General features: G+C 71.9%; 19 protein-coding genes. 9 read left to right on the top strand and 10 right to left on the bottom strand.

Annotated features, from left to right (window positions below; genetic code table 11):
- Nucleotides 1-329: 329 nt before the first annotated feature.
- Nucleotides 330-1,076, top strand: a complete 747-nt coding sequence (locus tag ACZ6AA_RS18840; protein ID WP_471459002.1) for a copper chaperone PCu(A)C domain-containing protein — start codon at nt 330-332, stop codon at nt 1,074-1,076.
- A gap of 168 nt (nt 1,077-1,244) precedes the next feature.
- Here the strand turns inward: ACZ6AA_RS18840 and phoP are convergent, their stop codons facing one another.
- Nucleotides 1,245-1,925 carry a two-component system response regulator PhoP gene (phoP, locus tag ACZ6AA_RS18835; protein WP_030362171.1) on the bottom strand — a complete coding sequence of 227 codons (681 nt, stop codon included), beginning with the start codon at nt 1,923-1,925 and terminating at the stop codon, nt 1,245-1,247.
- The gene (phoR, locus tag ACZ6AA_RS18830) at nt 1,922-3,235 is read right to left on the bottom strand and encodes a two-component system sensor histidine kinase PhoR (protein ID WP_468457491.1); all 1,314 of its coding nucleotides are present in this window, start codon (nt 3,233-3,235) and stop codon (nt 1,922-1,924) included. Before phoR ends, phoP begins: the two co-directional genes overlap by 4 nt.
- 349 nt (nt 3,236-3,584) lie before the next feature.
- Between phoR and phoU the strand changes: the two genes are divergently transcribed.
- The gene (phoU, locus tag ACZ6AA_RS18825) at nt 3,585-4,265 is read left to right on the top strand and encodes a phosphate signaling complex protein PhoU (protein WP_468457493.1); all 681 of its coding nucleotides are present in this window, start codon (nt 3,585-3,587) and stop codon (nt 4,263-4,265) included.
- Nucleotides 4,266-4,663: 398 nt separating this feature from the next.
- On the opposite strand, the gene ACZ6AA_RS18820 is transcribed toward phoU, so the two are convergent.
- On the bottom strand, nt 4,664-5,788 hold the full coding sequence (locus tag ACZ6AA_RS18820; RefSeq protein WP_471458999.1) for a PLL family lectin: 1,125 nt from the start codon (nt 5,786-5,788) through the stop codon (nt 4,664-4,666).
- Between the two features lie 292 nt (nt 5,789-6,080).
- Nucleotides 6,081-6,842 carry a phosphoglyceromutase gene (locus ACZ6AA_RS18815; protein WP_030362183.1) on the bottom strand — a complete coding sequence of 254 codons (762 nt, stop codon included), beginning with the start codon at nt 6,840-6,842 and terminating at the stop codon, nt 6,081-6,083.
- A gap of 153 nt (nt 6,843-6,995) precedes the next feature.
- On the opposite strand from ACZ6AA_RS18815, the gene ACZ6AA_RS18810 reads away from it, so the two are divergent.
- The 3 genes from ACZ6AA_RS18810 to ACZ6AA_RS18800 all read left to right on the top strand — a co-directional run bounded on the left by ACZ6AA_RS18810 (nt 6,996) and on the right by ACZ6AA_RS18800 (nt 8,891).
- Complete coding sequence (locus ACZ6AA_RS18810; RefSeq protein ID WP_468457497.1) at nt 6,996-8,369, top strand: MDR family MFS transporter; 1,374 nt, start codon at nt 6,996-6,998, stop codon at nt 8,367-8,369.
- A gap of 7 nt (nt 8,370-8,376) precedes the next feature.
- Nucleotides 8,377-8,625 (top strand): hypothetical protein, encoded by a 249-nt coding sequence (locus ACZ6AA_RS18805; RefSeq protein WP_016645027.1) that lies wholly within the window; start codon nt 8,377-8,379, stop codon nt 8,623-8,625.
- 65 nt (nt 8,626-8,690) lie between these two features.
- Nucleotides 8,691-8,891 carry a hypothetical protein gene (locus ACZ6AA_RS18800; RefSeq protein ID WP_385715145.1) on the top strand — a complete coding sequence of 67 codons (201 nt, stop codon included), beginning with the start codon at nt 8,691-8,693 and terminating at the stop codon, nt 8,889-8,891.
- Between the two features lie 8 nt (nt 8,892-8,899).
- Here the strand turns inward: ACZ6AA_RS18800 and ACZ6AA_RS18795 are convergent, their stop codons facing one another.
- The 3 genes from ACZ6AA_RS18795 to mshA all read right to left on the bottom strand — a co-directional run bounded on the left by ACZ6AA_RS18795 (nt 8,900) and on the right by mshA (nt 12,876).
- Entirely contained in the window at nt 8,900-10,591 is a 1,692-nt protein-coding gene (locus ACZ6AA_RS18795; protein ID WP_471458996.1) for a glycosyl hydrolase family 28-related protein, read from the bottom strand.
- Between the two features lie 442 nt (nt 10,592-11,033).
- On the bottom strand, nt 11,034-11,534 hold the full coding sequence (locus ACZ6AA_RS18790) for a type III secretion system chaperone family protein (protein WP_471458994.1): 501 nt from the start codon (nt 11,532-11,534) through the stop codon (nt 11,034-11,036).
- Nucleotides 11,527-12,876, bottom strand: coding sequence for a D-inositol-3-phosphate glycosyltransferase (gene mshA, locus ACZ6AA_RS18785; RefSeq protein WP_471459436.1), 1,350 nt, complete (start codon nt 12,874-12,876; stop codon nt 11,527-11,529). The genes ACZ6AA_RS18790 and mshA overlap by 8 nt, the downstream gene beginning before the upstream one ends.
- A gap of 174 nt (nt 12,877-13,050) precedes the next feature.
- On the opposite strand from mshA, the gene ACZ6AA_RS18780 reads away from it, so the two are divergent.
- The 3 genes from ACZ6AA_RS18780 (at nt 13,051) to ACZ6AA_RS18770 (ending at nt 17,073) form a co-directional block, all read left to right on the top strand.
- Nucleotides 13,051-13,857, top strand: coding sequence for a class I SAM-dependent methyltransferase (locus ACZ6AA_RS18780; RefSeq protein ID WP_471458992.1), 807 nt, complete (start codon nt 13,051-13,053; stop codon nt 13,855-13,857).
- 225 nt (nt 13,858-14,082) lie between these two features.
- A complete protein-coding gene (locus tag ACZ6AA_RS18775; protein WP_468457505.1) occupies nt 14,083-15,144 on the top strand; it encodes a C40 family peptidase in 1,062 nt (353 codons plus the stop codon).
- A 546-nt stretch (nt 15,145-15,690) separates the two neighbouring features.
- Nucleotides 15,691-17,073 (top strand): PP2C family protein-serine/threonine phosphatase, encoded by a 1,383-nt coding sequence (locus ACZ6AA_RS18770; RefSeq protein ID WP_471459434.1) that lies wholly within the window; start codon nt 15,691-15,693, stop codon nt 17,071-17,073.
- 87 nt (nt 17,074-17,160) lie between these two features.
- Here the strand turns inward: ACZ6AA_RS18770 and ACZ6AA_RS18765 are convergent, their stop codons facing one another.
- From ACZ6AA_RS18765 to ACZ6AA_RS18755, 3 genes are all read right to left on the bottom strand, one after another.
- Nucleotides 17,161-17,493, bottom strand: coding sequence for a DUF2516 family protein (locus tag ACZ6AA_RS18765; RefSeq protein ID WP_164328415.1), 333 nt, complete (start codon nt 17,491-17,493; stop codon nt 17,161-17,163).
- A gap of 149 nt (nt 17,494-17,642) precedes the next feature.
- Nucleotides 17,643-18,251 (bottom strand): hypothetical protein, encoded by a 609-nt coding sequence (locus ACZ6AA_RS18760; protein WP_471458990.1) that lies wholly within the window; start codon nt 18,249-18,251, stop codon nt 17,643-17,645.
- A gap of 37 nt (nt 18,252-18,288) precedes the next feature.
- Nucleotides 18,289-18,873, bottom strand: a complete 585-nt coding sequence (locus ACZ6AA_RS18755) for a helix-turn-helix domain-containing protein (protein ID WP_468457509.1) — start codon at nt 18,871-18,873, stop codon at nt 18,289-18,291.
- A gap of 307 nt (nt 18,874-19,180) precedes the next feature.
- Between ACZ6AA_RS18755 and ACZ6AA_RS18750 the strand changes: the two genes are divergently transcribed.
- The gene (locus ACZ6AA_RS18750; RefSeq protein ID WP_471458988.1) at nt 19,181-19,729 is read left to right on the top strand and encodes a DUF1062 domain-containing protein; all 549 of its coding nucleotides are present in this window, start codon (nt 19,181-19,183) and stop codon (nt 19,727-19,729) included.
- The last annotated feature ends 183 nt before the right edge of the window (nt 19,730-19,912 follow it).

The following is a 19,912-nucleotide window of genomic DNA, read 5'->3' as shown; positions in this document are numbered from 1 at the left end:
TCCGAAAATCGCCGGAACACCGCCGACCGCGGATTTACGAATACGGAACGGGCCAGGGAACGGGTGGGGCACGGGAGGTCGCGGGAGGCCGGAGCGAGGTCATGGGGAGGCCATGGGGAGGCCATGGAGCGGGGTGCGGCGCGAGCGCCGGACGGGGGCACGGGGAGGCTCGCGGCTCCGAGGGGCGGGTCGGGTGCGGTGGCGCGGGAACGGCTCGGTAACCTAAGCCCGCTGACACACCCTTAGGGCGGCTTTACGGTCGCCCGCCAGGACGGCGTCAAGGCCGCCCGCCCCCTCCGTACCGCCCACGTTTAGGAGTTGCCGCCGCCGTGAGCCGCAGCCTTCGACGCGGCGCCATCGCCGCCACCGCCCTCGCGTTCTCGCTCGCCACGCTCACCGCCTGCGGTGCCGGAAACAACGCCCAGACGATCGAGATCAAGCCGGACAACGCGGCGACCGCCGTCGGCGACATCAAGATCCAGAACGCCATGATCATCACGCAGCCCGACCGGGAGTCGACGGGCCCCGCCATCGTCTCCGCGACGGTCTTCAACAACGGCCGCACCGCCCAGACCCTCGAATCGGTGAAGGTCGACGGCACCGGCAAGACGGCCGAGCTGAGCCCCGCCAAGGGCGAGAAGAAGGGCAAGGGCGGCGGTCTGACCATCCCGGCCGGCGGCTCGATCGTCATCGGCGGCAAGGACAACGCCGCCGCGGTCCTGCCCAGCAGCCGCGAGTCCGTCCAGGACGGCAACGCGCAGCCGGTCACCTTCGCCTTCAGCAAGACCGGCGACGTGAAGCTGAAGACGTTCGTCGTGCCCGCCGAGAGCTACTTCAAGAAGTGGGGCCCGAGCGAGCTCCCGAAGGCCCCGGACGCCAAGCCCTCGGGCGACGCCTCCGGCAAGCCGTCCGGGAAGCCGTCGGGCAAGCCCTCGGGGTCGCCCTCCGGCAACCCGTCGGGCACGCCGTCCGGGGACGCCGAGGGCGCTGACGGCGCCGAGGGCGGCGAAGCCGCGCAGGGCACGGGCACCACGCCGTCCGGCGAGGCCGAGCACGACGGCGCCGCCCAGCACTGACGTACTCCCGTACGCGGCCTCGCGCCGAGGTCGCGTACGCGGGACGGCTTGAGAAGAGCACGCGGAAGGGCGGGAACCCCGAGGGGTTCCCGCCCTTCCGTTTCGCTCTGTTCCGCCCCGTCACGCGCGCGTGGCCGTCGTCGGGACGCACGCGCGCGTGGCCGCTGTCTACGGCTCGAACTTGTAGCCCAGGCCGCGGACCGTCACCAGGTAGCGCGGTGCGCCCGGGTCGGGCTCGATCTTGGCGCGCAGGCGCTTGACGTGCACGTCGAGGGTCTTGGTGTCGCCCACGTAGTCGGCGCCCCAGACGCGGTCGATGAGCTGCATGCGGGTCAGGACGCGGCCCGCGTTGCGCAGCAGCATCTCCAGGAGGTCGAACTCCTTCAGGGGCAGGTCGACCTTGGAGCCGGAGACGGTGACCACGTGGCGGTCGACGTCCATGCGGACCGGGCCCGCCTCCAGGGCCTGCGGGGCGACCTCCTCGGGCTCGCCGCGGCGGCGCAGGACCGCGCGGATGCGGGCCACCAGTTCGCGGGACGAGAAGGGCTTGGTGACGTAGTCATCGGCTCCTATTTCCAGGCCGACGACCTTGTCGATCTCGCTGTCCTTGGCGGTGACCATGATCACCGGCACGTTCGAGCGGCTGCGCAGCTGACGGCAGACCTCGGTGCCGGGCAGGCCCGGCAGCATCAGGTCGAGCAGGACGAGGTCGGCGCCGTTGCGCTCGAATTCGTCGAGTCCGTCGGGTCCGGTGGCCGCGATCGCGACCTCGAAGCCCTCCTTGCGGAGCATGTACGACAGGGCGTCGCTGAAGGATTCCTCGTCCTCGACGACGAGCACTCGGGTCACGGAAGGACCTCCGGGGCGGCAGGAATGGGTTCGTATGCGGTTGTGTCGTCGGGCCTGGCGCCCTGGTGCGCGCCGTTCGGCAGGCCGTGCCCGGCGCCGCGGTCGCGCGTCGCGCCCGCCTCGGGCAGGCGCAGGGTGAAGGTGGAGCCCTGTCCCTCCGAGCTCCACACGGTGACCTCCCCGCCGTGCGAGGCGGCCACGTGTTTGACGATGGCGAGACCGAGACCGGTGCCGCCGGTGGCGCGCGAGCGGGCCGGGTCGACGCGGTAGAAGCGCTCGAAGATGCGCTCCTTGTCCTTGTCGGAGATCCCGATGCCCTGGTCGGTGACCGCGACCTCGATGTGGTCGCCGCCCGGTGCGGTGACCCGGCGGGCCGCTATGCCGACCCGGGTGCGGGCCGGGGAGTAGTTCACGGCGTTCTCGACGAGGTTGCCGAGAGCCGCGGCGAGCTGGCCGCGGTTGCCCCAGACGTGCAGGTCGGAGACCGCCGTCCGGCTTCCGGTGCCGCTCTCGGCGGAGGGCGCGGCGGCGCTCCCGACGGTCGCGGCCATGGTGATCTGCTTGGTGCCCGCCTGGTGCCGGCAGCGGTCGATGGCCTCGGCCACCAGCTCGTCGACGCGCACCGGCTCGGCGTCCTCCAGGGGGTCGTCGTTCTGCACCCGGGAGAGGTCGATGAGCTCCTGCACGAGGTTGGTCAGGCGGGTCGCCTCGTTCTGCATCCGGCCCGCGAAGCGCTCGACGGCCTCGGGGTCGTCGGCGGCGTCCATGACGGCTTCGGAGAGCAGCGAGAGCGCCCCCACCGGCGTCTTGAGCTCATGGCTGACATTCGCCACGAAGTCGCGGCGCACCGCCTCGATGCGGCGGGCCTCCGTGAGGTCCTCGACGAGCAGCAGGACCAGGCGGGAGCCCAGGGGCGCCACCCGCGCGGAGACCGCGAGCGCGTCCCCCCGGCCCGTGCCCCGGCGCGGCAGGTCCAGCTCGACCTGTCGTATCTCGCCGTCGCGCCGGGTGTCCCTGGCCATCTGCAGCATCGGCTCCACGGCGAGTTTGCCGCCGCGCACCAGTCCGAGGGCGTACGCCGCGGAGCTCGCCTTGACCACGCTGTCCGCCTCGTCGAGGACGACCGCGGAGGAGCGCAGCACGGAGAGGACCGTGTCGACGCCGGGGGGCAGGACCGCGTCCGTGTGCAGGGATGTCCGGGTGGGCCTCTTCTGGTCGCGTTCGCTCCAGCGAAACGCCAGCATGGCGATGACACCGGTGCACACCCCGGCGATCGCTGCCGCTGCGGCGACCGCCGCGTTCACGTCCATGCCTCCAGGTTATGCGCGGTCGGAGTACCGGCCACAGCCATCCGGGTGGCCGCTCGAACACTCGTCGCTCAGAGTTCACTGTGGGGACGGCAGTGGTTCATTTCGGCGGGGCGACCCGTTGGACCGGCGGATTCCGGTGTGCGGCACGCGATCCGGGGGTGGAGCGCGGGTCGCCTCACGGGGCCCCTGGTGCAGTGTGGCGCATCGGGCGGGCGGCGGGACTCCGTCGCCCATAGTTCACCTTGGCGACAGGGTTGATTCATTTGAGATGACTTAAACGGACGCGTCGGGCCGCCACCGTGGGAGCGTGGGGGTGAGCCCCTGTGACGTACGAGAGAGGGACAGCCACATGCGTGACGCGTACCACGAGGAACTTGACTCGATCGGCGAGGGCCTGGTCGAAATGGCCCGTCTTGTCGGGTCGGCGATCGGGCGCGCCACCACGGCCATGCTCGACGCCGATCTGAAGCTGGCCGAGAGCGTGATCGCCGCCGACCAGAAGGTCGACGACCTCCAGCACGAGCTGGAGGCGCGCGCGATAGCCCTGCTGGCGCGGCAGCAGCCGGTCGCCACCGACCTGCGGATCGTCGTCACCTCGCTGCGGATGAGCGCCGACCTGGAGCGCTCCGGCGACCTGGCCCAGCACGTGGCCAAGCTGGCCCGGCTGCGCTATCCGGAGTCGGCGGTGCCGCGCGACCTGCACGCGACGATCCTGGAGATGGGCCAGCTCGCGCAGCGCCTGATGGCGAAGGCGGCGGAGGTCATCATCACCAAGGACGTCGACCTGGCGCTGCAGCTGGAGCAGGACGACGACGAGATGGACCTGCTGCACCGCACGCTGTTCCAGCACCTGATGGACGACCGCTGGAAGCACGGCATCGAGACGGCCGTCGACGTGACGCTCCTCGGCCGCTACTACGAGCGCTTCGCGGACCACGCGGTGTCCGTCGCCAAGCGCGTCGTGTACCTGGTGACGGGTGAGCACGCGGACGAGATCCAGCCGGGCTCGGTGCCCGTCGAGGGCGCGTAGCACCTGCCGGTGGGCACCGGGGTGGGCGCGAGAGCCTGTGCGCCCACCCCTTTCGCGCTGCGTCAGCCGCAACCGCCGCCGCACTGGCACGCGCCGCCGGACTGGCAGCCACAGCTACAGCCAGGACCGCACTGACAACCGTCGGCACAGGTGTCGGTCTTGGGGGACTCGGCCATGTGTCTCCTCCTCGAAACCTCGAAACCTCGAAGGCGTACTGCGAAGACGTACTGCCTGCCCCTCCATTGCACGCCCGGGGCTCCGGGGCGCGTCAACGGCGCACGCGCGCGTGGCCGTTCGCCTCATGCTGCCGCCCGCCGTCCGCCCCCTGCCACGCGCCCCCGGGTCGCACGCCGGGGTGGGGCCCCGCGTCCGTCCAGGGCCCGCCTGAGGGCCGTGCCTTACGGCAGGGACCACCAATTGACGCCGAGGGCGGAGTCGTCGGTGATGACGAACGCGTAGGGGCGCTGCGTCGCGTTGGGGTTGTCCTGGACGGTGACGGCTTCACCGGGGCGCTCGACGACGTGGCCGGTGGGGGTGCCCTGGGCCGCCCAGTTCCACTTGGTGCCGTCCCACCAGTTCACGTACAGCTTGGAGTCGTCTCCGATGACGAAGACGTAGGGGCGGGTGAAGGCGTTCGGGTTGTCCTTCATGGTGACGGCGCCGACGGAGTCGAGGATGAGCCGCCCGCTGGGTGCGCCCTGGGCCGCCCAGTTCCACTTGGAGCCGTCCCACCAGTTCACGTACAGCTTCGAGTCGTACCCCTGGACGAAGGCGTACGGCCGCTCCACCGCGTTCGGGTCGTTCTGGACGCTGACGACGCCGGCGCCCTTCTTCACCGGCTGCCCCGACGGGGCCCCTTGATCGCTCCAGTTCCACTTCGACCCGTCCCACCAGTTGACCCAGACCCGGGAGTCGTCGGTGATGACGAAGGCGTACGGGCGCGTGAAGGCGTTCGGGTTGTCCCGCATGGTGGTGACCCCGAGGGGGCGCGAGATGGTGCGGCTCGGCGGTGCGCCCTGGTCGCTCCAGTTCCACTTGGAGCCGTCCCACCAGTTGACCCACAGCCGGAAGTCATCGGTGATCACGAAGGCGTACGGGCGCTGGGCCGCGTTCGCGTTGTCCTGGACGCTGACGACTCCGACGCCTTCGCGGATCAGGCGGTTGCCGGGTGTGCCCTGGTCGCTCCACTGCCACTTGGAGCCGTCCCACCAGTTCACGTACAGCTTCGAGTCATCGCCGATGACGAACGCGTACGGCCGCTGCATCGCGGTCGGATTGTCCTGAACCGTGACGGCGCCGACCCTCTCGACGACCCTGCGCCCGCTGGGCGTGCCCTGGTCGCTCCAGTGCCAGGCCTTGCCGTCCCACCAGTTGACGTGGAGCCGGGAGTCCAGACCGCGCACGAAGACGTACGGCCGCTGTGCTGCCTGCGGGTCGTCCTTCATGGTGACCGCGCCCAGGGTGGCCCTGACACCGACCGTGCTGGTGGGCCTCTGCTGATCGTTCCACTGCCATGAGCCCATCGAGCTTCCCTCTCTGCCCCCGGCCCGGCAACGCGCCGACGGGGCATGCTGAGTCGTGCTCCGGGAGCCCGGCACCGCAGAAGGCGGTCACCGGGTAACAACAGGGACGGGTCCGGCCGGAACCCCGCGAAGGTGCTGCGCGCCAAGACTCTGACAGCGCGACCCACCGCCTGTCAGCACCCCGGCACGGAAGGCGATGCTCCGAGGCACCGATCCGGACAAGCAGGGCCCAGGCCGTGAAAATGCCCCCGAGCCGCGCCGAACGCGCAGCCCAGGGGCATGATCAGGAGGGCTACTTCTTCTTGCCCTGGTTCTTGACCGCCTCGATGGCCGCCTTCGCCGCGTCCGGGTCGAGGTAGGTGCCGCCGGGGTTCAGGGGCTTGAAGTCGGCGTCCAGCTCGTAGGAGAGCGGGATGCCGGTGGGGATGTTCAGGCCCGCGATGTCGGCGTCGGAGATGCCGTCGAGGTGCTTGACGAGGGCACGCAGGCTGTTGCCGTGGGCGGCGACGAGGACCGTGCGGCCGGCGAGGAGGTCCGGGACGATGCCGTCGTACCAGTACGGGAGCATGCGGACGACGACGTCCTTCAGGCACTCCGTGCGGGGGCGCAGCTCCGGGGGGATGGAGGAGTAGCGCGGGTCCGCGGACTGGGAGAACTCCGTGCCGTCCTCGAGGGCGGGCGGCGGGGTGTCGTAGGAGCGGCGCCACAGCATGAACTGCTCCTCGCCGAACTCGGCGAGGGTCTGCGCCTTGTCCTTGCCCTGGAGGGCGCCGTAGTGGCGCTCGTTCAGGCGCCAGCTGCGGTGGACGGGGATCCAGTGGCGGTCGGCGGCCTCCAGGGAGAGCTGCGCGGTGCGGATCGCGCGCTTCTGGAGCGACGTGTGGACCACGTCGGGGAGCAGGCCGGCGTCCTTGAGCAGCTCACCGCCGCGGACCGCCTCCTTCTCGCCCTTCTCGTTCAGGTTGACGTCCACCCAGCCGGTGAACAGGTTCTTCGCGTTCCATTCGCTCTCGCCGTGGCGGAGGAGGATCAGCTTGTACGGTGCGTCGGCCATGCCTCTGAGCGTAATCGAACCGCCGGAGGGGTCGCCCCCGGGAGCGATTGACGGTTGCCGTCAAACGAGTGGCGGGGAGGTTCCCGTGGGTCGTAAGTTGTGCTTGCCGTTTTCGCCACTTACACGCAGCGTCAGTGCCACCCCGGGGGATCCATGCCATTCGTCGCCATGAGACGTGCCGTCAAGGAGTCCGTCTCCGGACTTCCACCCGCCTTCTGGTGGCTGTGGACCAGCACCCTGGTGAACCGCCTGGGCGGCTTCGTGGCCACCTTCATGGCGCTGTATCTGACCGTGGAGCAAGGCTACTCGGCCACGTACGCGGGCCTCGTCGCCGCCCTGCACGGGCTCGGCGGTGTCATCTCCTCGCTCGGCGCGGGCGTCATGACCGACCGGCTCGGGCGGCGGCCCACGCTGCTGATCGCGCAGGTGTCGACGGCCGCGTCGGTGGCGCTGCTCGGGTTCATGACGCACCCGGTGGCGATCGCGGGCGTCGCGTTCCTGGTCGGCATGGCGAGCAACGCCTCGCGTCCGGCCGTGCAGGCGATGCTGGCCGACATCGTGCGGCCCGAGGACCGGGTGCGGGCCTTCTCGCTCAACTACTGGGCGATCAACCTGGGGTTCGCGGTCTCCACGGCGGGCGCGGGCTTCATCGCCTCGTACAGCTACCGCGCGGGCTTCCTCGTCGAGGGCGCGATGACGCTGGTGTGCGCGGTCCTGGTGTTCGTGAAGCTGCCGGAGTCCCGGCCGGAGCGCAGCGCGGCGACCACGGCGGCCGAGGGCGAGGTCGGGCTCGGCACGGTCCTGCGGGACGGGCGGTTCATGGGTGTGGTCGGCCTGTCCTTCCTGGTCGCGCTGATCTTCCAGCAGGGGGCCCTTGGCCTGCCGGTGGCGATGGGCGAGGCGGGCTTCTCGCCGAGCGACTACGGCCTGGCCATAGCCGTGAACGGCGTCATGATCGTCGTGCTGCAGATCCCGGTGACGCGGTTCATCGAGCACCGCGACCCGCAGCGCCTCCTCGTACTGTCCTCGCTCGTGGCGGGGTACGGCTTCGGGCTCACCGCGTTCGCCGGTTCGGTCGGGGTGTTCGCGCTGACGGTGATGGTGTGGACGCTCGCCGAGATCATCAACGCGCCCACCCAGACGGGCCTGGTCGTGCGGCTCTCGCCGACGCACGGGCGCGGCCGCTACCAGGGCATGTACACGATGTCGTGGGCCGTGGCGGGGCTCGTGGCGCCGCTGATGTCCGGCTTCCTGATCGACCGGCTGGGGGCGGAGTGGCTGTGGGGCGGCTGTGCGCTCGTGGGTACGGCGGCGGCGCTCGGGTACTGGGGTCTGATGCGGGGGCTTCCCGCGGGACCGGAGGACGGGGTGGCGGGGCACGACGTTCCGGCGCCCACGCCCGCGCAGGGCGCACAGGGCGCGGCGCCCGAGGCCGCCGCGCCCCTGGTCCCGGCGCCCGAAGGTGCCGCCGACCGCCGCTACCGTGAGATCAGCGCAGGGCCCACCCAGGGACCCCAGGGAGAGTGACCCGACCATGGCCGAACCACTGAAGACCTTCATCGGCGGCGAGGAGGTCGACGTCCCCAACACCATCCCGGACATCCGCGCCGCCCTGCCCGAGGACCGGCGCGCGGAGTTCGACCGGGCCATCAACGAGGCCGGGGTCGACGAGATCCACTCCGTGATGCGGCACTGGATGCTCCAGGCCGTTCCCGACCCCGAGGCCGAGGCCCTGCTCGACCGGCTCGCCGCCGACGAGGCAGAGAGGCGGAGCATCGCGTGAGCCGTCACCGGAGCCGCAGGTACCGCATCACCTACGCGCCGCCCGCCGACGACACCCTCGCCAAGATGAACGACGCGGACGCCTTCCGGACGGCGATGGAGCGCACGCTCGGCCGCGACCCCTACGGGCACGGTTCGACGGCCGTCTCCACGGACGCCGCCGAGCGCGACCGCCGTGAGGCGACGGTCGGCGGCGCGATCGTCCTCTACTACGTGTCGGGTTCGGTCCTCACGGTCACCGTGGTCCGCCTGGTCCCCTTCGGCTGAGCCCGGCCTCACTCCCCCAGGGTGCGCTGGGCCTCGTACAGGTTGCGCGGCCGGACGGAACCCGGTGAGCCGTACGCCTCGATACGGGAATTGAGGTCTCCGGAGAAGTCCGGTACGTCGATCTGGTCGAACTCGCGGACCAGGGAGATGCCGACCGTGGCACTGTACGGAGCGATGCCGTCAATTTTGACCAGTCCGGCGCGCTGGTTGGTGACGGTGACGTTCCAGTGGGCGAACCGCGCTCCGTAGAGGGGCCCCGCGCTGGCGTCGCCGCCGTGCCGCCCGTCGTTCTCGACGGTGATCTCGGTGCGCACGTTGGCGAACGGCATGCCCCGATGCGTGTCGAAGGTCCCCATCTCCATGACGCCCCGGGACCAGACGTTGTACGAGGAGAGCCCCTCCACGTTGATGCCGTGCAGCTGGGTCCCGGCGGGCGCGGGCACGGTGCGCCGCTCGATCCGGAACTCCTCGATCAGGTTGTCGTGCGAGCCCTCGCGGCAGAAGTACGGGTGGTGCGCGCCGCGGCCGCCCACGGAGGTGCGGCGCAGCGTGCAGGCGGAGGCGGCGACCAGGCCGAACCCGTTGTCCACGTGGCGCACGTGGACGTCGTCGGCCCAACAGTCGTACGCGCACTGGAAGGTGACGCCGTTGTGGCCCTTGTCGAGCAGGTGCGGGGACTGCGGGGTCGGCACCGCCTCCAGGGTGAGGCCCTCGACTCCGGAGCCGGTGAGCGCGGGGACATGCGTGGTGAGGCGGGGGTCCCATTCCGGTCGGACGTCCAGCGGCAGGGGCCGCTCGAAGGTGACGGTGTGCCCCTTGACCTGGGCGATCCTGACGGGCCACTCGTAGGGCACGTACGACGTCAGCTTCGTCTTGTCGTCCCAGGTGTACGCCCGCGGGCCCGGGCCGCCGCCCGCCATGTGCTCCAGGAGCGTGTGCTCCGCGTCGTCGGCGAGGCGCAGCAGGACGAGGCTGCCGCGGCGCAGCCGGGAGGTGTCGGCGACGCGGACGGACCAGGAGCCGCGGGCGGCGGGGGCGAGCGTGGTGAGGGTGCGCCACTCGTCGCGCTTGTTGCCGGTCCAGCCCTCGAACGGCCAGTCCTTGGCCCCGATGGCCGTCGTGAGGCTCTCCAGGCGGTCGCGCGGGCACAGCCAGATCAGGCCTCCGGCCCAGGACCAGCTGGACTTGTCGCCGCCGTAGCGGCTGCCGTAGGGGCCGACGAGGTCGGTCAGGTTCTTGGTGGCGACCAGCTTCGTGCGGCCGCTGCCCGCGCCCCGCAGGACGACGTCGTCGTCCCCGATGCGGATGATGTCGTCGATCCGGTACGTGCCCGGGGCGAGCTGGACCGTGCCCCCGCCGGCCCTTCCGGCGGCGGCGAGGGCACGGTTGATGGCGGGCGCCGCGTTCGACTGGGCGTCGGGCCTGGCGCCGTATCGGTGAGCGTGGAACACGCGCTCGGGCCGCCGCAGACGCCGCGCGCCCCGGCGGGCTCCGGCTCGTCCCACGTAGGGGATCTGGGGGTGGGTGTAGGGGGCCTGACTGAACTCCCGCCAGAGGGCGGCGGTTCCGCCCGCCGGGGCGGCCGGGGCCACCGGGACGGCCGGGGCTCCCGTGACCGCCGTGGCTGCGCCGCCCGTGGCCGCGGCGGCCGCGACGGCGACGGCTCCGCCGAGGATGCCGCGTCTGCTGAGGTCTCCCATGTCCGGCCCGCCTCCCGTATATGTACGTGAACGAAGTTCACGTTTACGTTGGGCGGGAGCATGCCATGCGGTTGCCCGCCGGGGAAGACTTCGCGCTGCCGACGTTATGGGCACCATCGGCCGGGGCTGTGCCCGCCCTTCCCCAAGCTCTCGACTTCGCTCGCGCAGGGGAGACCCCTATCGCCCTGCGGGACGATTGCCCACAGCGGTTGAGGCCGGACGGGAAGGTGCCCCCCATTGCCCTGCAGGCACAGCGTGGACAGAGCCCGCAGCCCGCAGCCCGCAGCCCGCAGCCCGCAGCCCGCAGCCGCCAACGGCGAACGGCCCCCACGGGCGGCGTCCACCCTGCTGTGAGGCAGAAACGGGCGGGCGGGTGGGAGAGATCCGCCGCGGAGCGGCGGGGACCACGCGCCCGCAGACGCCGACGGCGAGCCCCCGCGGGCTACCGCGGCCGGGTCAAGTGGGTGAACGCGTCCAGATTACGCGTGGATTCCCCGCGCGCGACGCGCCACTCGTACTCCTTGCGGATCGCCGTCGCGAACCCCAGCTCCAGGAGGGTGTTGAAAGAGCCGTCGGCCGCTTCGAGGACGGAGCCGAGGAGACGGTCGAGCTCGTCGGGGGTGACGGCGGCGAGCGGCAGCTTGCCGGCGACGTAGACGTCCCCCAGGGAGTCGATGGCGTAACTGACGCCGTACAGGCGGAGGTTGCGCTCAAGGAGCCACCGGTGCACGCCTTCGTGGTTCTCGTCGGGACGACGGATCACGAAGGCGTTGAGGGACAGCGAGTGCTTGCCCACGCGCAGCGAGAGGGTCGTGGAGAGCTTGCGCGTGCCGGGCAGCTTGACCACGTACGCCCCCGGCTCGGGGGATTCCCACTCCAGCTCGGCCTCGTCGAGGACCCGCTCGACCACCGTGTCAGGCGCCTCGCCGGCAACGTCACCCATGGTGCGAGCGTACGTGACGCCGATGATCGTGCACGGCGGCGGTGTAGACGTCGGCCGTGGCGGACGCGGCGGTCCCCCACCCGAAGGACTCGGCGTGCCGCGCGGCCGCCGCGCCCATGCGGTCCACAAGCTGTGGAGAGTCGGCGAACTCGCGCAGCACGCGCGCGTAGTGGGCGGGTTCGTGCCCGGACACGAGGAACCCGGTGACGCCCTCGCGCACGGCGACGGGCAGCCCGCCCACCGCGGCAGCGAGCACCGGCGTCCCCGCGGCCTGCGCCTCGATGGCCACGAGCCCGAAGGACTCGCTGTAGGAGGGCATCACGAGCACGGACGCGGCCCGGAACCAGTCCGCGAGCTGCTCCTGCCCGACGGGCGGCTGGAACCGTACGACATCCGCGATCCCGAGCCGGGCGGCCAGCTTCTGCAGGCCCTCCGGCTTGGCCAGACCGCTCCCGCTGGGCCCGCCGACGACGGGCACGACGATCCGCGAGCGCAGCTCGGGCCGCTCCTCCAGGAGGACGCCGACGGCGCGCAGCAGCACGTCGGGGGCCTTCAGGGGCTGGATGCGGCCCGCGAAGAGGGGGATCAGGGCGTCCTGCGGGAGGCCGAGGCGGTGGCGGGCGGCGGCGCGTCCGTCGGCGGGGCGGAAGCGGTCCAGGTTCACGCCGGGGTGGACGACGGCGACCTTGCCGGGGTCGGCTTCGTAGTGGCGTACGAGCTCGTCGGCCTCTTCGGAGGTGTTGGCGATGAGCCGGTCGGCGGCGCGCACGATCTGGGTCTCGCCGATGACGCGGGCGGTGGGCTCCGGGGTGTCGCCCTCGGCGAGCGCGGCGTTCTTGACCTTGGCCATGGTGTGCATGGCGTGCACCAGGGGGGTGCCCCAGCGCTCGGCGGCCAGCCAGCCGACGTGGCCGCTGAGCCAGTAGTGGGAGTGGACCAGGTCGTAGTGGCCGGGCCGGTGGCCCGCCCAGGCCTGCATCACGCCGTGCGTGAAGGCGCACAGCTGGGCGGGCAGCTCCTCCTTGGCGAGGCCTTCGTAGGGGCCCGCGTCGACGTGGCGCACGAGCACGCCGGGCGCCAGTTCGACGGTGGGCGGCAGGGCGCCGGTGGTGGCGCGGGTGAAGATCTCGACCTCGATGTTGATCGCGGCCAGGCGCTTGGCCAGCTCCACGATGTAGACGTTCATGCCGCCCGCGTCGCCGGTGCCTGGCTGGTGCAGCGGCGAGGTGTGCACGCTGAGCATGGCCACCCGGCGGGGGCGGCGGGACGAGCCCGGCAGCCGGATCCTGGCGTAGGACGGGGTTGGGGAGCGACGCCCGAGCCTGGTCACGTAGTGGCTCACGTGGCGGTCCTCCTTGGCCTTGACGGCGGGCAGTGCCTTGACGGCGGGCACGACGAGGCGGAGGCCGGGTGCGGGCCTCCTGGAGGAGCAACACCGGAAGCCCCAACTCCATTTCCTCTTTGCCAAAGCATTACCTTGCCCCTCTCCCCGCGCCCCTTGCTTACGCTTGCCCTCATGGCCCCCCGCACCCCCCGTCCGCCCTCCCGACCTGTGGGAACCGTGACGCGCGGGACCACCAACCCCAACCGGCTGCGCCGCATGGAACGCTGGATCGCCGCCACCCACGGCGCCGCACTGCGCCGCGCGGACGACCCGGTCGCCGTCGACCTCGGCTACGGCGCCGCACCCTGGACCGCCGTCGAGCTGCTGCTGCGGCTGCGCACCGCCGCCCCGCACGCGCGCGTGGTCGGCATCGAGATCGACCCGGAGCGGGTGGCGGCAGCCCGCCCCTACGCGCGCGAGGGCCTCACCTTCCGGCACGGCGGCTTCGAGGTGCCGCTGCCCGCACGGCCGCTGCTGATCCGCGCGGCCAACGTGCTGCGCCAGTACGACGAGGACGCGGTCGCCGCCGTGTGGGAGCGCCTGTGCGCGCGGCTCGCCCCGGACGGCCTCCTCGTCGAGGGCACCTGCGACGAGATCGGGCGGCGGCACGTGTGGGTCGCGCTCGGCCCCGAGGGCCCGCGCACGGTGACCTTCGCGGCCCGGCTCGCCTCCCTCGACCGCCCGTCCGACCTCGCCGAGCGGCTGCCGAAGGCGCTGATCCACCGCAATGTGCCGGGGGAGCCGGTGCACGCGTTCCTGCGCGACTTCGACCGGGCGTGGGCCGCGGCCGCGCCGTACGCGGCGTACGGGGCGCGACAGCGGTGGCTGCGGGCGGTGCGGGACCTGACGGCGGACTGGCCGGTCCTCGACCGGAGTTCGCGGTGGCGGCAGGGGGAAGTGACGGTGGCGTGGGGGGCGTTGGCGCCGGGACGGGGCTGAACCCGGCGGTCGGCGGCGGGCCCGGCGCGGGCGCCACCCCCGGGCCCACGTGCCGGAATTGCGCCACGCATACCCCCTGACCTGCGGGGAACGATCTTCGCGTGCGGTTCGTCACATGTGACGGGTGGGAGTTCGGAGTTGTCGCGCGACTCTGTCGCATTCGGCACCGGCGTGGCACCATCCCGGGAACACCGGGAAGTTACTGACGGTAAATCAGCTTTGGGGGTGGCGGGCGTGACCGGCAAGAGGCACTCGACGACAGCCGTGGCACTGGTCTGCGCGTGCGCGGCCGCGGTCCTCGCCGCGCCCGGCACGGCGTTCGCGAGCCCGGCGGAGCCCACTCCCCCGTCGAACGGCTCCCTGGAGAAGGTCCGCAAGGAGATCGAGCGGCTCTACCGCGAGGCGGGCACGGCCACGGACGCGTACAACGCCGCGGAGGAGAAGGCCGAGAAGCAGTCGGAGGAGATCGTCCGCCTGGCCAGATCCATCGACAAGGGCCAGGCGAAGCTGGACAGGCTGAAGGCCCGCGCGGGCGCCGCGGCCCGCGCGCAGTACCGGGGCGGCGGCGTCCCGGACGAGGCCCGGCTGATGCTCAGCGACAACCCGAGCCGCTTCCTGGACGGCGCCGGACGGCTGCGCCGGGGCCAGCACGCGACGAAGGCCATGCTCACGGAAATGAGCCGCACCCAGGCGGACTTGAAGACGTACGCCAAGGACGCCTCCGCGCAGTGGAAGAAGCTTGAGGCGGGCCGCAAGGCCAAGGCGGAGGCGAAGAAGAAGATCAAGAAGAAGATCGCCACCGCCGAGAAGCTGGAGTCGCGCCTGGAGAAGAAGGAGCGCGAGCGGCTGCGGAAGCTGGAGGAGGAGGCCGCGCTGAGACAGCAGTCGGCCTGGGTGGACACCGGCATACTCAAGGACGCCAACGGCAAGGCGACCTCCCCCGGCAAGAAGGCGATCGCGTTCGCCACGGCGCAGATCGGCAAGCCCTACGTATGGGGCGCGGAGGGCCCGAAGTCCTTCGACTGCTCGGGACTCACGTCCCAGGCCTGGGCGGCCGCGGGCAAGGGCATCCCGCGCACCTCGCAGGAGCAGTGGAAGCGGCTGCCGCGCGTGGACGTGAAGAACATGCGGCCCGGCGACCTGATCATCTACCACAAGGACGCGAGCCACGTCGGGCTGTACGTGGGCGACGGCGCGATCGTGCACGCGCCCCGGCCCGGGCGCAGCGTGACGCTCGCGGGGGCGGGGTCGATGGAGATACTCGGGGTCGTGCGGCCGGACAAGTAGGACGGGTGCGGCGGGCCGGGTGGGCCGGGTGGTCCGTGCGGGCCGCCGGGAGCGGCGGGGCGAACCGCTGAGACCGGCGGGGTGAGCCGCCAGGACCGGCGGGGGTGAGCCGGGCGGGCCGCGCACTGTGACCCACCGCACGGCCCCGCGCCCCGCTCAACCCTCCCGGCGTGACGTTCGTCATCCCAGGCGGACCGGGTTCGTGCCCAAATGCGGTCCGGGATGCGGCATATGCCTTCGGCCGCGTGCCGCACGGCATTCCACACACGCCCCGGGTGACGCTATGGTCCCCGTCTGGTGGGGCGTGCGACCGTCGCCCCGCCATGCCCTCGGGGGGAGGGAAGGATGTAGACGATGCCCGTACCCATACCGCGGCAGAGGACGATCCCGGCCGCGGAAGGCGGTCAGGCACACGCGGCGCCGACGACCGACGGCACCGGCCCCACCGCCCACCAGACGGGCACCGACCCGGTTCGCGACGCCCCCGTACGCGACACATCCGTACGCGACGGCCTCGCGCACGACGACCCCATAGGGAGCGACCCCATGGTCAGCGACCCCGTGGGCAACGGCACCGGGCTCACCCTGCTGGTGATCGAGGAGGACCCGGCAGGCTCCCTGAGCGTGCCCGAGCTCCTGGACGCCGCGGGCAAACCGATCCGCATCCGCACCGCCCGCAACCTCACCGAGGCCGAGCGGCTGCTCACGGACGACGTGCACTGCATCCTGCTGGACCTGGCCCTGCCCGGCCGCGCCACCGCGGGCGGCTCCGGCAGCTCTGGTGTCTCCGGCACCGGCGGCTCCGGTGGCCCCAGTGGTCCTCGCGGCTCCAGCAGCCCTGGCGGCTCCGGCAGCCCCAGCAGCCTCAACAGCCCCGGCAACCACAGCACCTCCCCCAGCCCCGAGCCCCCCAACGGCAAGGACCGCGACACCGCAGCCGACACCGACGGCGCCCCCGACGAGCTGGCCGTGCTCAAGCACGTCCTGCGCCTCGCCCCGCGCCACGCCGTCCTCGCGCTCACCGCGTCCGGCGACGCCGAGATCGGCGCGCAGGCCGTGGGCGTCGGCGCGCAGGACTATCTGCTGCGCGAGGAGCTGGACGGCCGCCTGCTCAGCCGCGCCATCCGGTACGCGGTGGAGCGCAAGCGCGCCGACGCGGCCCAGCGCCAGCTCACCGAGTCCCGGCTGCGCGCGCAGGAGAACGCCCGCCTGGAGCGCGGCCTGCTGCCGACCCCGCTCCTCGACGGCTCCCCGCTGCGCTTCGCCGCCCACTACCGCCCGGGCCGCTCCCGCGCGCTGCTCGGCGGCGACTTCTACGACACGGTGCGGATGCCCGACGGCTCGGTGCACGTGATGATCGGCGACGTCTGCGGCCACGGCCCCGACGAGGCGGCGCTCGGCGTGGAGCTGCGCATCGCCTGGCGGGCGCTGACCTTCGCGGGCCTGTGCGGCGACGAGCTGCTGTCCACGCTCCAGCGGGTCCTGGAGCACGAGCGGGCCGACGAGGAGATCTTCGCGACGCTGTGCACGGTGGACATCGCGCCGGACGGCCGCCGGGCCGGACTGTGCCTGGCCGGGCACCCGTCACCGCTGATAGCGCGCCCGGGGCGCCCCGCGGAGCTGCTTCCGTACGACAACGGGGGCCCCGCGCTCGGCCTGCTGCCGCGCGCCCGCTGGCCGCGCCGCCAGGTGGAGCTCGGCGGCAGCTGGAGCCTGATGCTGTACACGGACGGCCTGATCGAGGGCCGGATCGGCGAGGGCAACCAGCGGCTCGGGCAGGACGGCATGGTGGAGATGGTGCGCCGCAAGATGGCCGCGGGCCTGCGTGGCGACGCGCTTCTGGAGGCTGCCGTGAACGAGGTCAGGGACCTCAATGGTGGCGACCTGACGGATGACGTGGCGGTACTGCTCCTGGACCGGGCTCGCTGAACGCTTGGGGATGCGCGCTCCGATCCTGCGGGCCGGTGGGGGCTGTTCGCGCAGTTCCCCGCGCCCCTTCGGGGCGCGAGGCGGCCCTCAGCGTCCGCCGTTGTACGGACCGTACGGACCGTCGCTGCTGGAGCCTCGGCGGCCGCCGCCCCCGCCGGTGATCTGCCGCAGCGCGGGCCGCACGTCGACCATGTACACGATGGTCGCGATGAGGCCGATGATGGGCAGGAACGACAGGATGTTGAAGATCAGGTTCACCACGAAGGCGAGCCCGAGGATGATCAGCCAGAAGGGCTTGGTCTTCTTGTCCGCCGCGCGATAGGCGTCCTCACGTCGGATCGCCGCGTCGAGCAGCGCGAAACCGCTGAACGCGATCAGGGCCAGCGACAGCAGCCACATGAGGTTCGAGAACCCCTGCATCAGCACAACGTCCACCACCAGTCTCGGCGAGTCCCTACCCGAAGTACGCAGTCACCGTACCCGCTACCCGAACAACGGGCCGGACACTCCGAGAGTGCCCGGCCCGGTGCGGCGCCGACGAGTCGACGCCCCGTCAGTCGACGGACGTCCTACTTGGCGGGCGGCGTGGTCTTCTTCGCCGTCGTCTTCTTGGCGGCGGGCTTGTCCGCGGCGGTCTTCTTGGCCGCGGTGCTCTTGCGGGCGGAGCCCTGGGCCCCGTTCTCGCTCGCGCTCTCGGCCTGCGCCGACTGCTCGGCCTCCTCGGGGTCCGGCTCGACGGCGTCGGCCAGCTCGGTGAGCTCCTCGGCGGCCTCGCCGCGCCAGGCGCGCACGGTCTGCTCGCCGTGCTCGGCGACCTGGTCGTACTTCTCGCGCGCCTGGACGACGTACTCGAAGGCGACGCCGACGCCGCGCAGCGCGAGGTCCTGGGCGCCCTCGCCGATCTTCTTCAGGTCGGTGTCGAGGTTGCTGATGAGCCCGCCGACCCGGGTCTGGATGACCTCACGCGCCTCCTTGGCGCGGGCGGCGGCCTTGTCCTGGACTTCCTTGGGGTCGGTCCTGCGGACGGCGTCGATCCGCGCCGGGGCCTCGGCGGCGAGCTGCTCGATCAGGCCGGGCACCTTCTTGGCCTGCTGGTACGCCAGTTCGGCGCTGCCGGCCACGAAGTAGAGGGGCTTGGGGTCGGTGATGGTCTTGCGCACGTCGTCGGTGATGGGCATGGCGAATGGTCCTCCCGGATTCGCTTCAGCTCGGGAACTACTGGTCCGAGGGCTTCCCACGACCGTCCGCGGACTTCTCACTGCTGTCCGGGGACTCGTCACTGCTGGAAGCCTTCTTGCTCCTCGAAGACCGCTTCCCCGAGGGTTGCTTGCCTGCGGGTGCTGCATCACTGCCGTCGGCCGTGCGGGAGCCGTCAGCGTCGGTGTCCGGGCTCGCGCCGCGGACGTCGTCGTACGACGCCTCCTCGGCGCTGCCGTCCGCGTACGCGGAGGTCGCGAAGCCGTTCTCCTTGCGGAACGACTCGTAGATCTGCAGCAGCACCTGCTTCTGCCGCTCGTTGATGGACGGGTCGGCGAGGATGACGGCGCGCGTCTCCAGCTCGTCCCGCTCCTTCTCGTCGAGGATCCCGGCCCGGACGTACAACGTCTCGGCGGAGATCCTGAGCGCCTTGGCGACCTGCTGCAGAACCTCGGCGCTCGGCTTGCGCAGCCCGCGCTCGATCTGGCTCAGATACGGATTGGACACCCCGGCGGCATCGGCGAGCTGCCTGAGCGACAGCTGCGCGGTGCGCCGCTGTTCGCGCAGATACTCCCCGAGATTGCCGACGTTGAGCGATGCCATGCTCCGATACTGCACCCACCCCGCTAACTATTGCAAGCACACCGCTTGCAAAAGTGCGCCACGTCACGCGACCGGGCCGCCGGGAGTACGTACGGCCGACCGTGCGGCGCGGATGCCCGTCCGGTCGGGAAAACCACTGGAACTGCGCGGCCGTGCGCCCCTACCGTGCTGCCCGACCAAGTCGCCTGAGTCAGGACGTGCCGTTGTACACCGTGTGAGACCTCCCGAGAGCTGATCTGTCGCGCGTCGCGTCTGTGCGCCGCGCTCCTTTTTGCTGCGGATTTCTCACTGAGATCGGTGTACTTCTGTGCTCAATCGCTGGGTGGTCATGCCCACCTGCCTGCCACTTGTCCTCCGCCGTTGCCACACGTGCGCGTCCGGGCGCTTCCGGGCCGACGGGAAGTTCCGCGTCAACGCGCACCACAAGCTCATCGACGCCTGGCTGCTCGTGCTCTGCGCAGGCTGCGGGGAGACCGCGAAGCTCACGGTCCTTGAGCGGGTGCGGGTGCGCTCCGTGCGGCCCGAGCTGCTCGACCGGATGCACGGCAACGACCCCGGCCTCGCGGCCGAACTGCTCCAGGATCCGGTGCTGCGGCGCCGCAATCGCGTCGCCCTCGACTGGGACGGCGCCTGGCGCCTCGACACCGGTGGATCGGACCACCTGGACCGGGAGGTCGTCGACGTCTCGGTCCGGTTCGCTGCGCGGATACCCGTGCGGCCGGTGCGGCTGATCGCTGAAGGGTGCGGTCTCGCCCGGGCCGAGGTCGAGAGGCTGGTCGAGGAGGGGAAGGCCGTGTCGGCCGTCCAGCTGGGCGGCAGGGTCTCCGACGACTTCACGTTCACGCTCAAGCGCTGAGTTCGCCTCGGGGCCGGGGGGGGGGGGGGGGGGGGGGGGGGGGGGGGGGGGGGGGGGGGGAGAAAGGGGGGGGGGGGGGGGGGGGGGGGGAGATGGTATTTTCCGTTTGCGGCGGGGTCGGTGATGGGGTTGGAACCCCGGGCACGCGGCAGAAACATCCCCTGGTCGTTCTTCTCTCCCAAA

Source organism: Streptomyces sp. NPDC040610, from assembly GCF_055594065.1.
Note: the sequence above shows the minus strand (reverse complement) of the source record. Positions and strands in the feature narration are given on the sequence as shown.

Bases quoted from the DNA above. Each gene is read 5' to 3' on its own strand.
- ACZ6AA_RS18820 (WP_471458999.1), bottom strand. From the start codon at position 5,788: ATGGGCTCATGGCAGTGGAACGATCAGCAGAGGCCCACCAGCACGGTC.
- ACZ6AA_RS18755 (WP_468457509.1), bottom strand. From the start codon at position 18,873: ATGGCATCGCTCAACGTCGGCAATCTCGGGGAGTATCTGCGCGAACAG.
- ACZ6AA_RS18795 (WP_471458996.1), bottom strand. From the start codon at position 10,591: ATGGGAGACCTCAGCAGACGCGGCATCCTCGGCGGAGCCGTCGCCGTC.
- ACZ6AA_RS18790 (WP_471458994.1), bottom strand. From the start codon at position 11,534: ATGGGTGACGTTGCCGGCGAGGCGCCTGACACGGTGGTCGAGCGGGTC.
- ACZ6AA_RS18800 (WP_385715145.1), top strand. From the start codon at position 8,691: ATGAACGACGCGGACGCCTTCCGGACGGCGATGGAGCGCACGCTCGGC.
- ACZ6AA_RS18780 (WP_471458992.1), top strand. From the start codon at position 13,051: ATGGCCCCCCGCACCCCCCGTCCGCCCTCCCGACCTGTGGGAACCGTG.
- ACZ6AA_RS18760 (WP_471458990.1), bottom strand. From the start codon at position 18,251: ATGCCCATCACCGACGACGTGCGCAAGACCATCACCGACCCCAAGCCC.
- ACZ6AA_RS18810 (WP_468457497.1), top strand. From the start codon at position 6,996: ATGCCATTCGTCGCCATGAGACGTGCCGTCAAGGAGTCCGTCTCCGGA.
- ACZ6AA_RS18770 (WP_471459434.1), top strand. From the start codon at position 15,691: ATGGTCAGCGACCCCGTGGGCAACGGCACCGGGCTCACCCTGCTGGTG.
- phoR (WP_468457491.1), bottom strand. From the start codon at position 3,235: ATGGACGTGAACGCGGCGGTCGCCGCAGCGGCAGCGATCGCCGGGGTG.
- ACZ6AA_RS18765 (WP_164328415.1), bottom strand. From the start codon at position 17,493: ATGCAGGGGTTCTCGAACCTCATGTGGCTGCTGTCGCTGGCCCTGATC.
- phoU (WP_468457493.1), top strand. From the start codon at position 3,585: ATGCGTGACGCGTACCACGAGGAACTTGACTCGATCGGCGAGGGCCTG.
- ACZ6AA_RS18805 (WP_016645027.1), top strand. From the start codon at position 8,377: ATGGCCGAACCACTGAAGACCTTCATCGGCGGCGAGGAGGTCGACGTC.
- ACZ6AA_RS18815 (WP_030362183.1), bottom strand. From the start codon at position 6,842: ATGGCCGACGCACCGTACAAGCTGATCCTCCTCCGCCACGGCGAGAGC.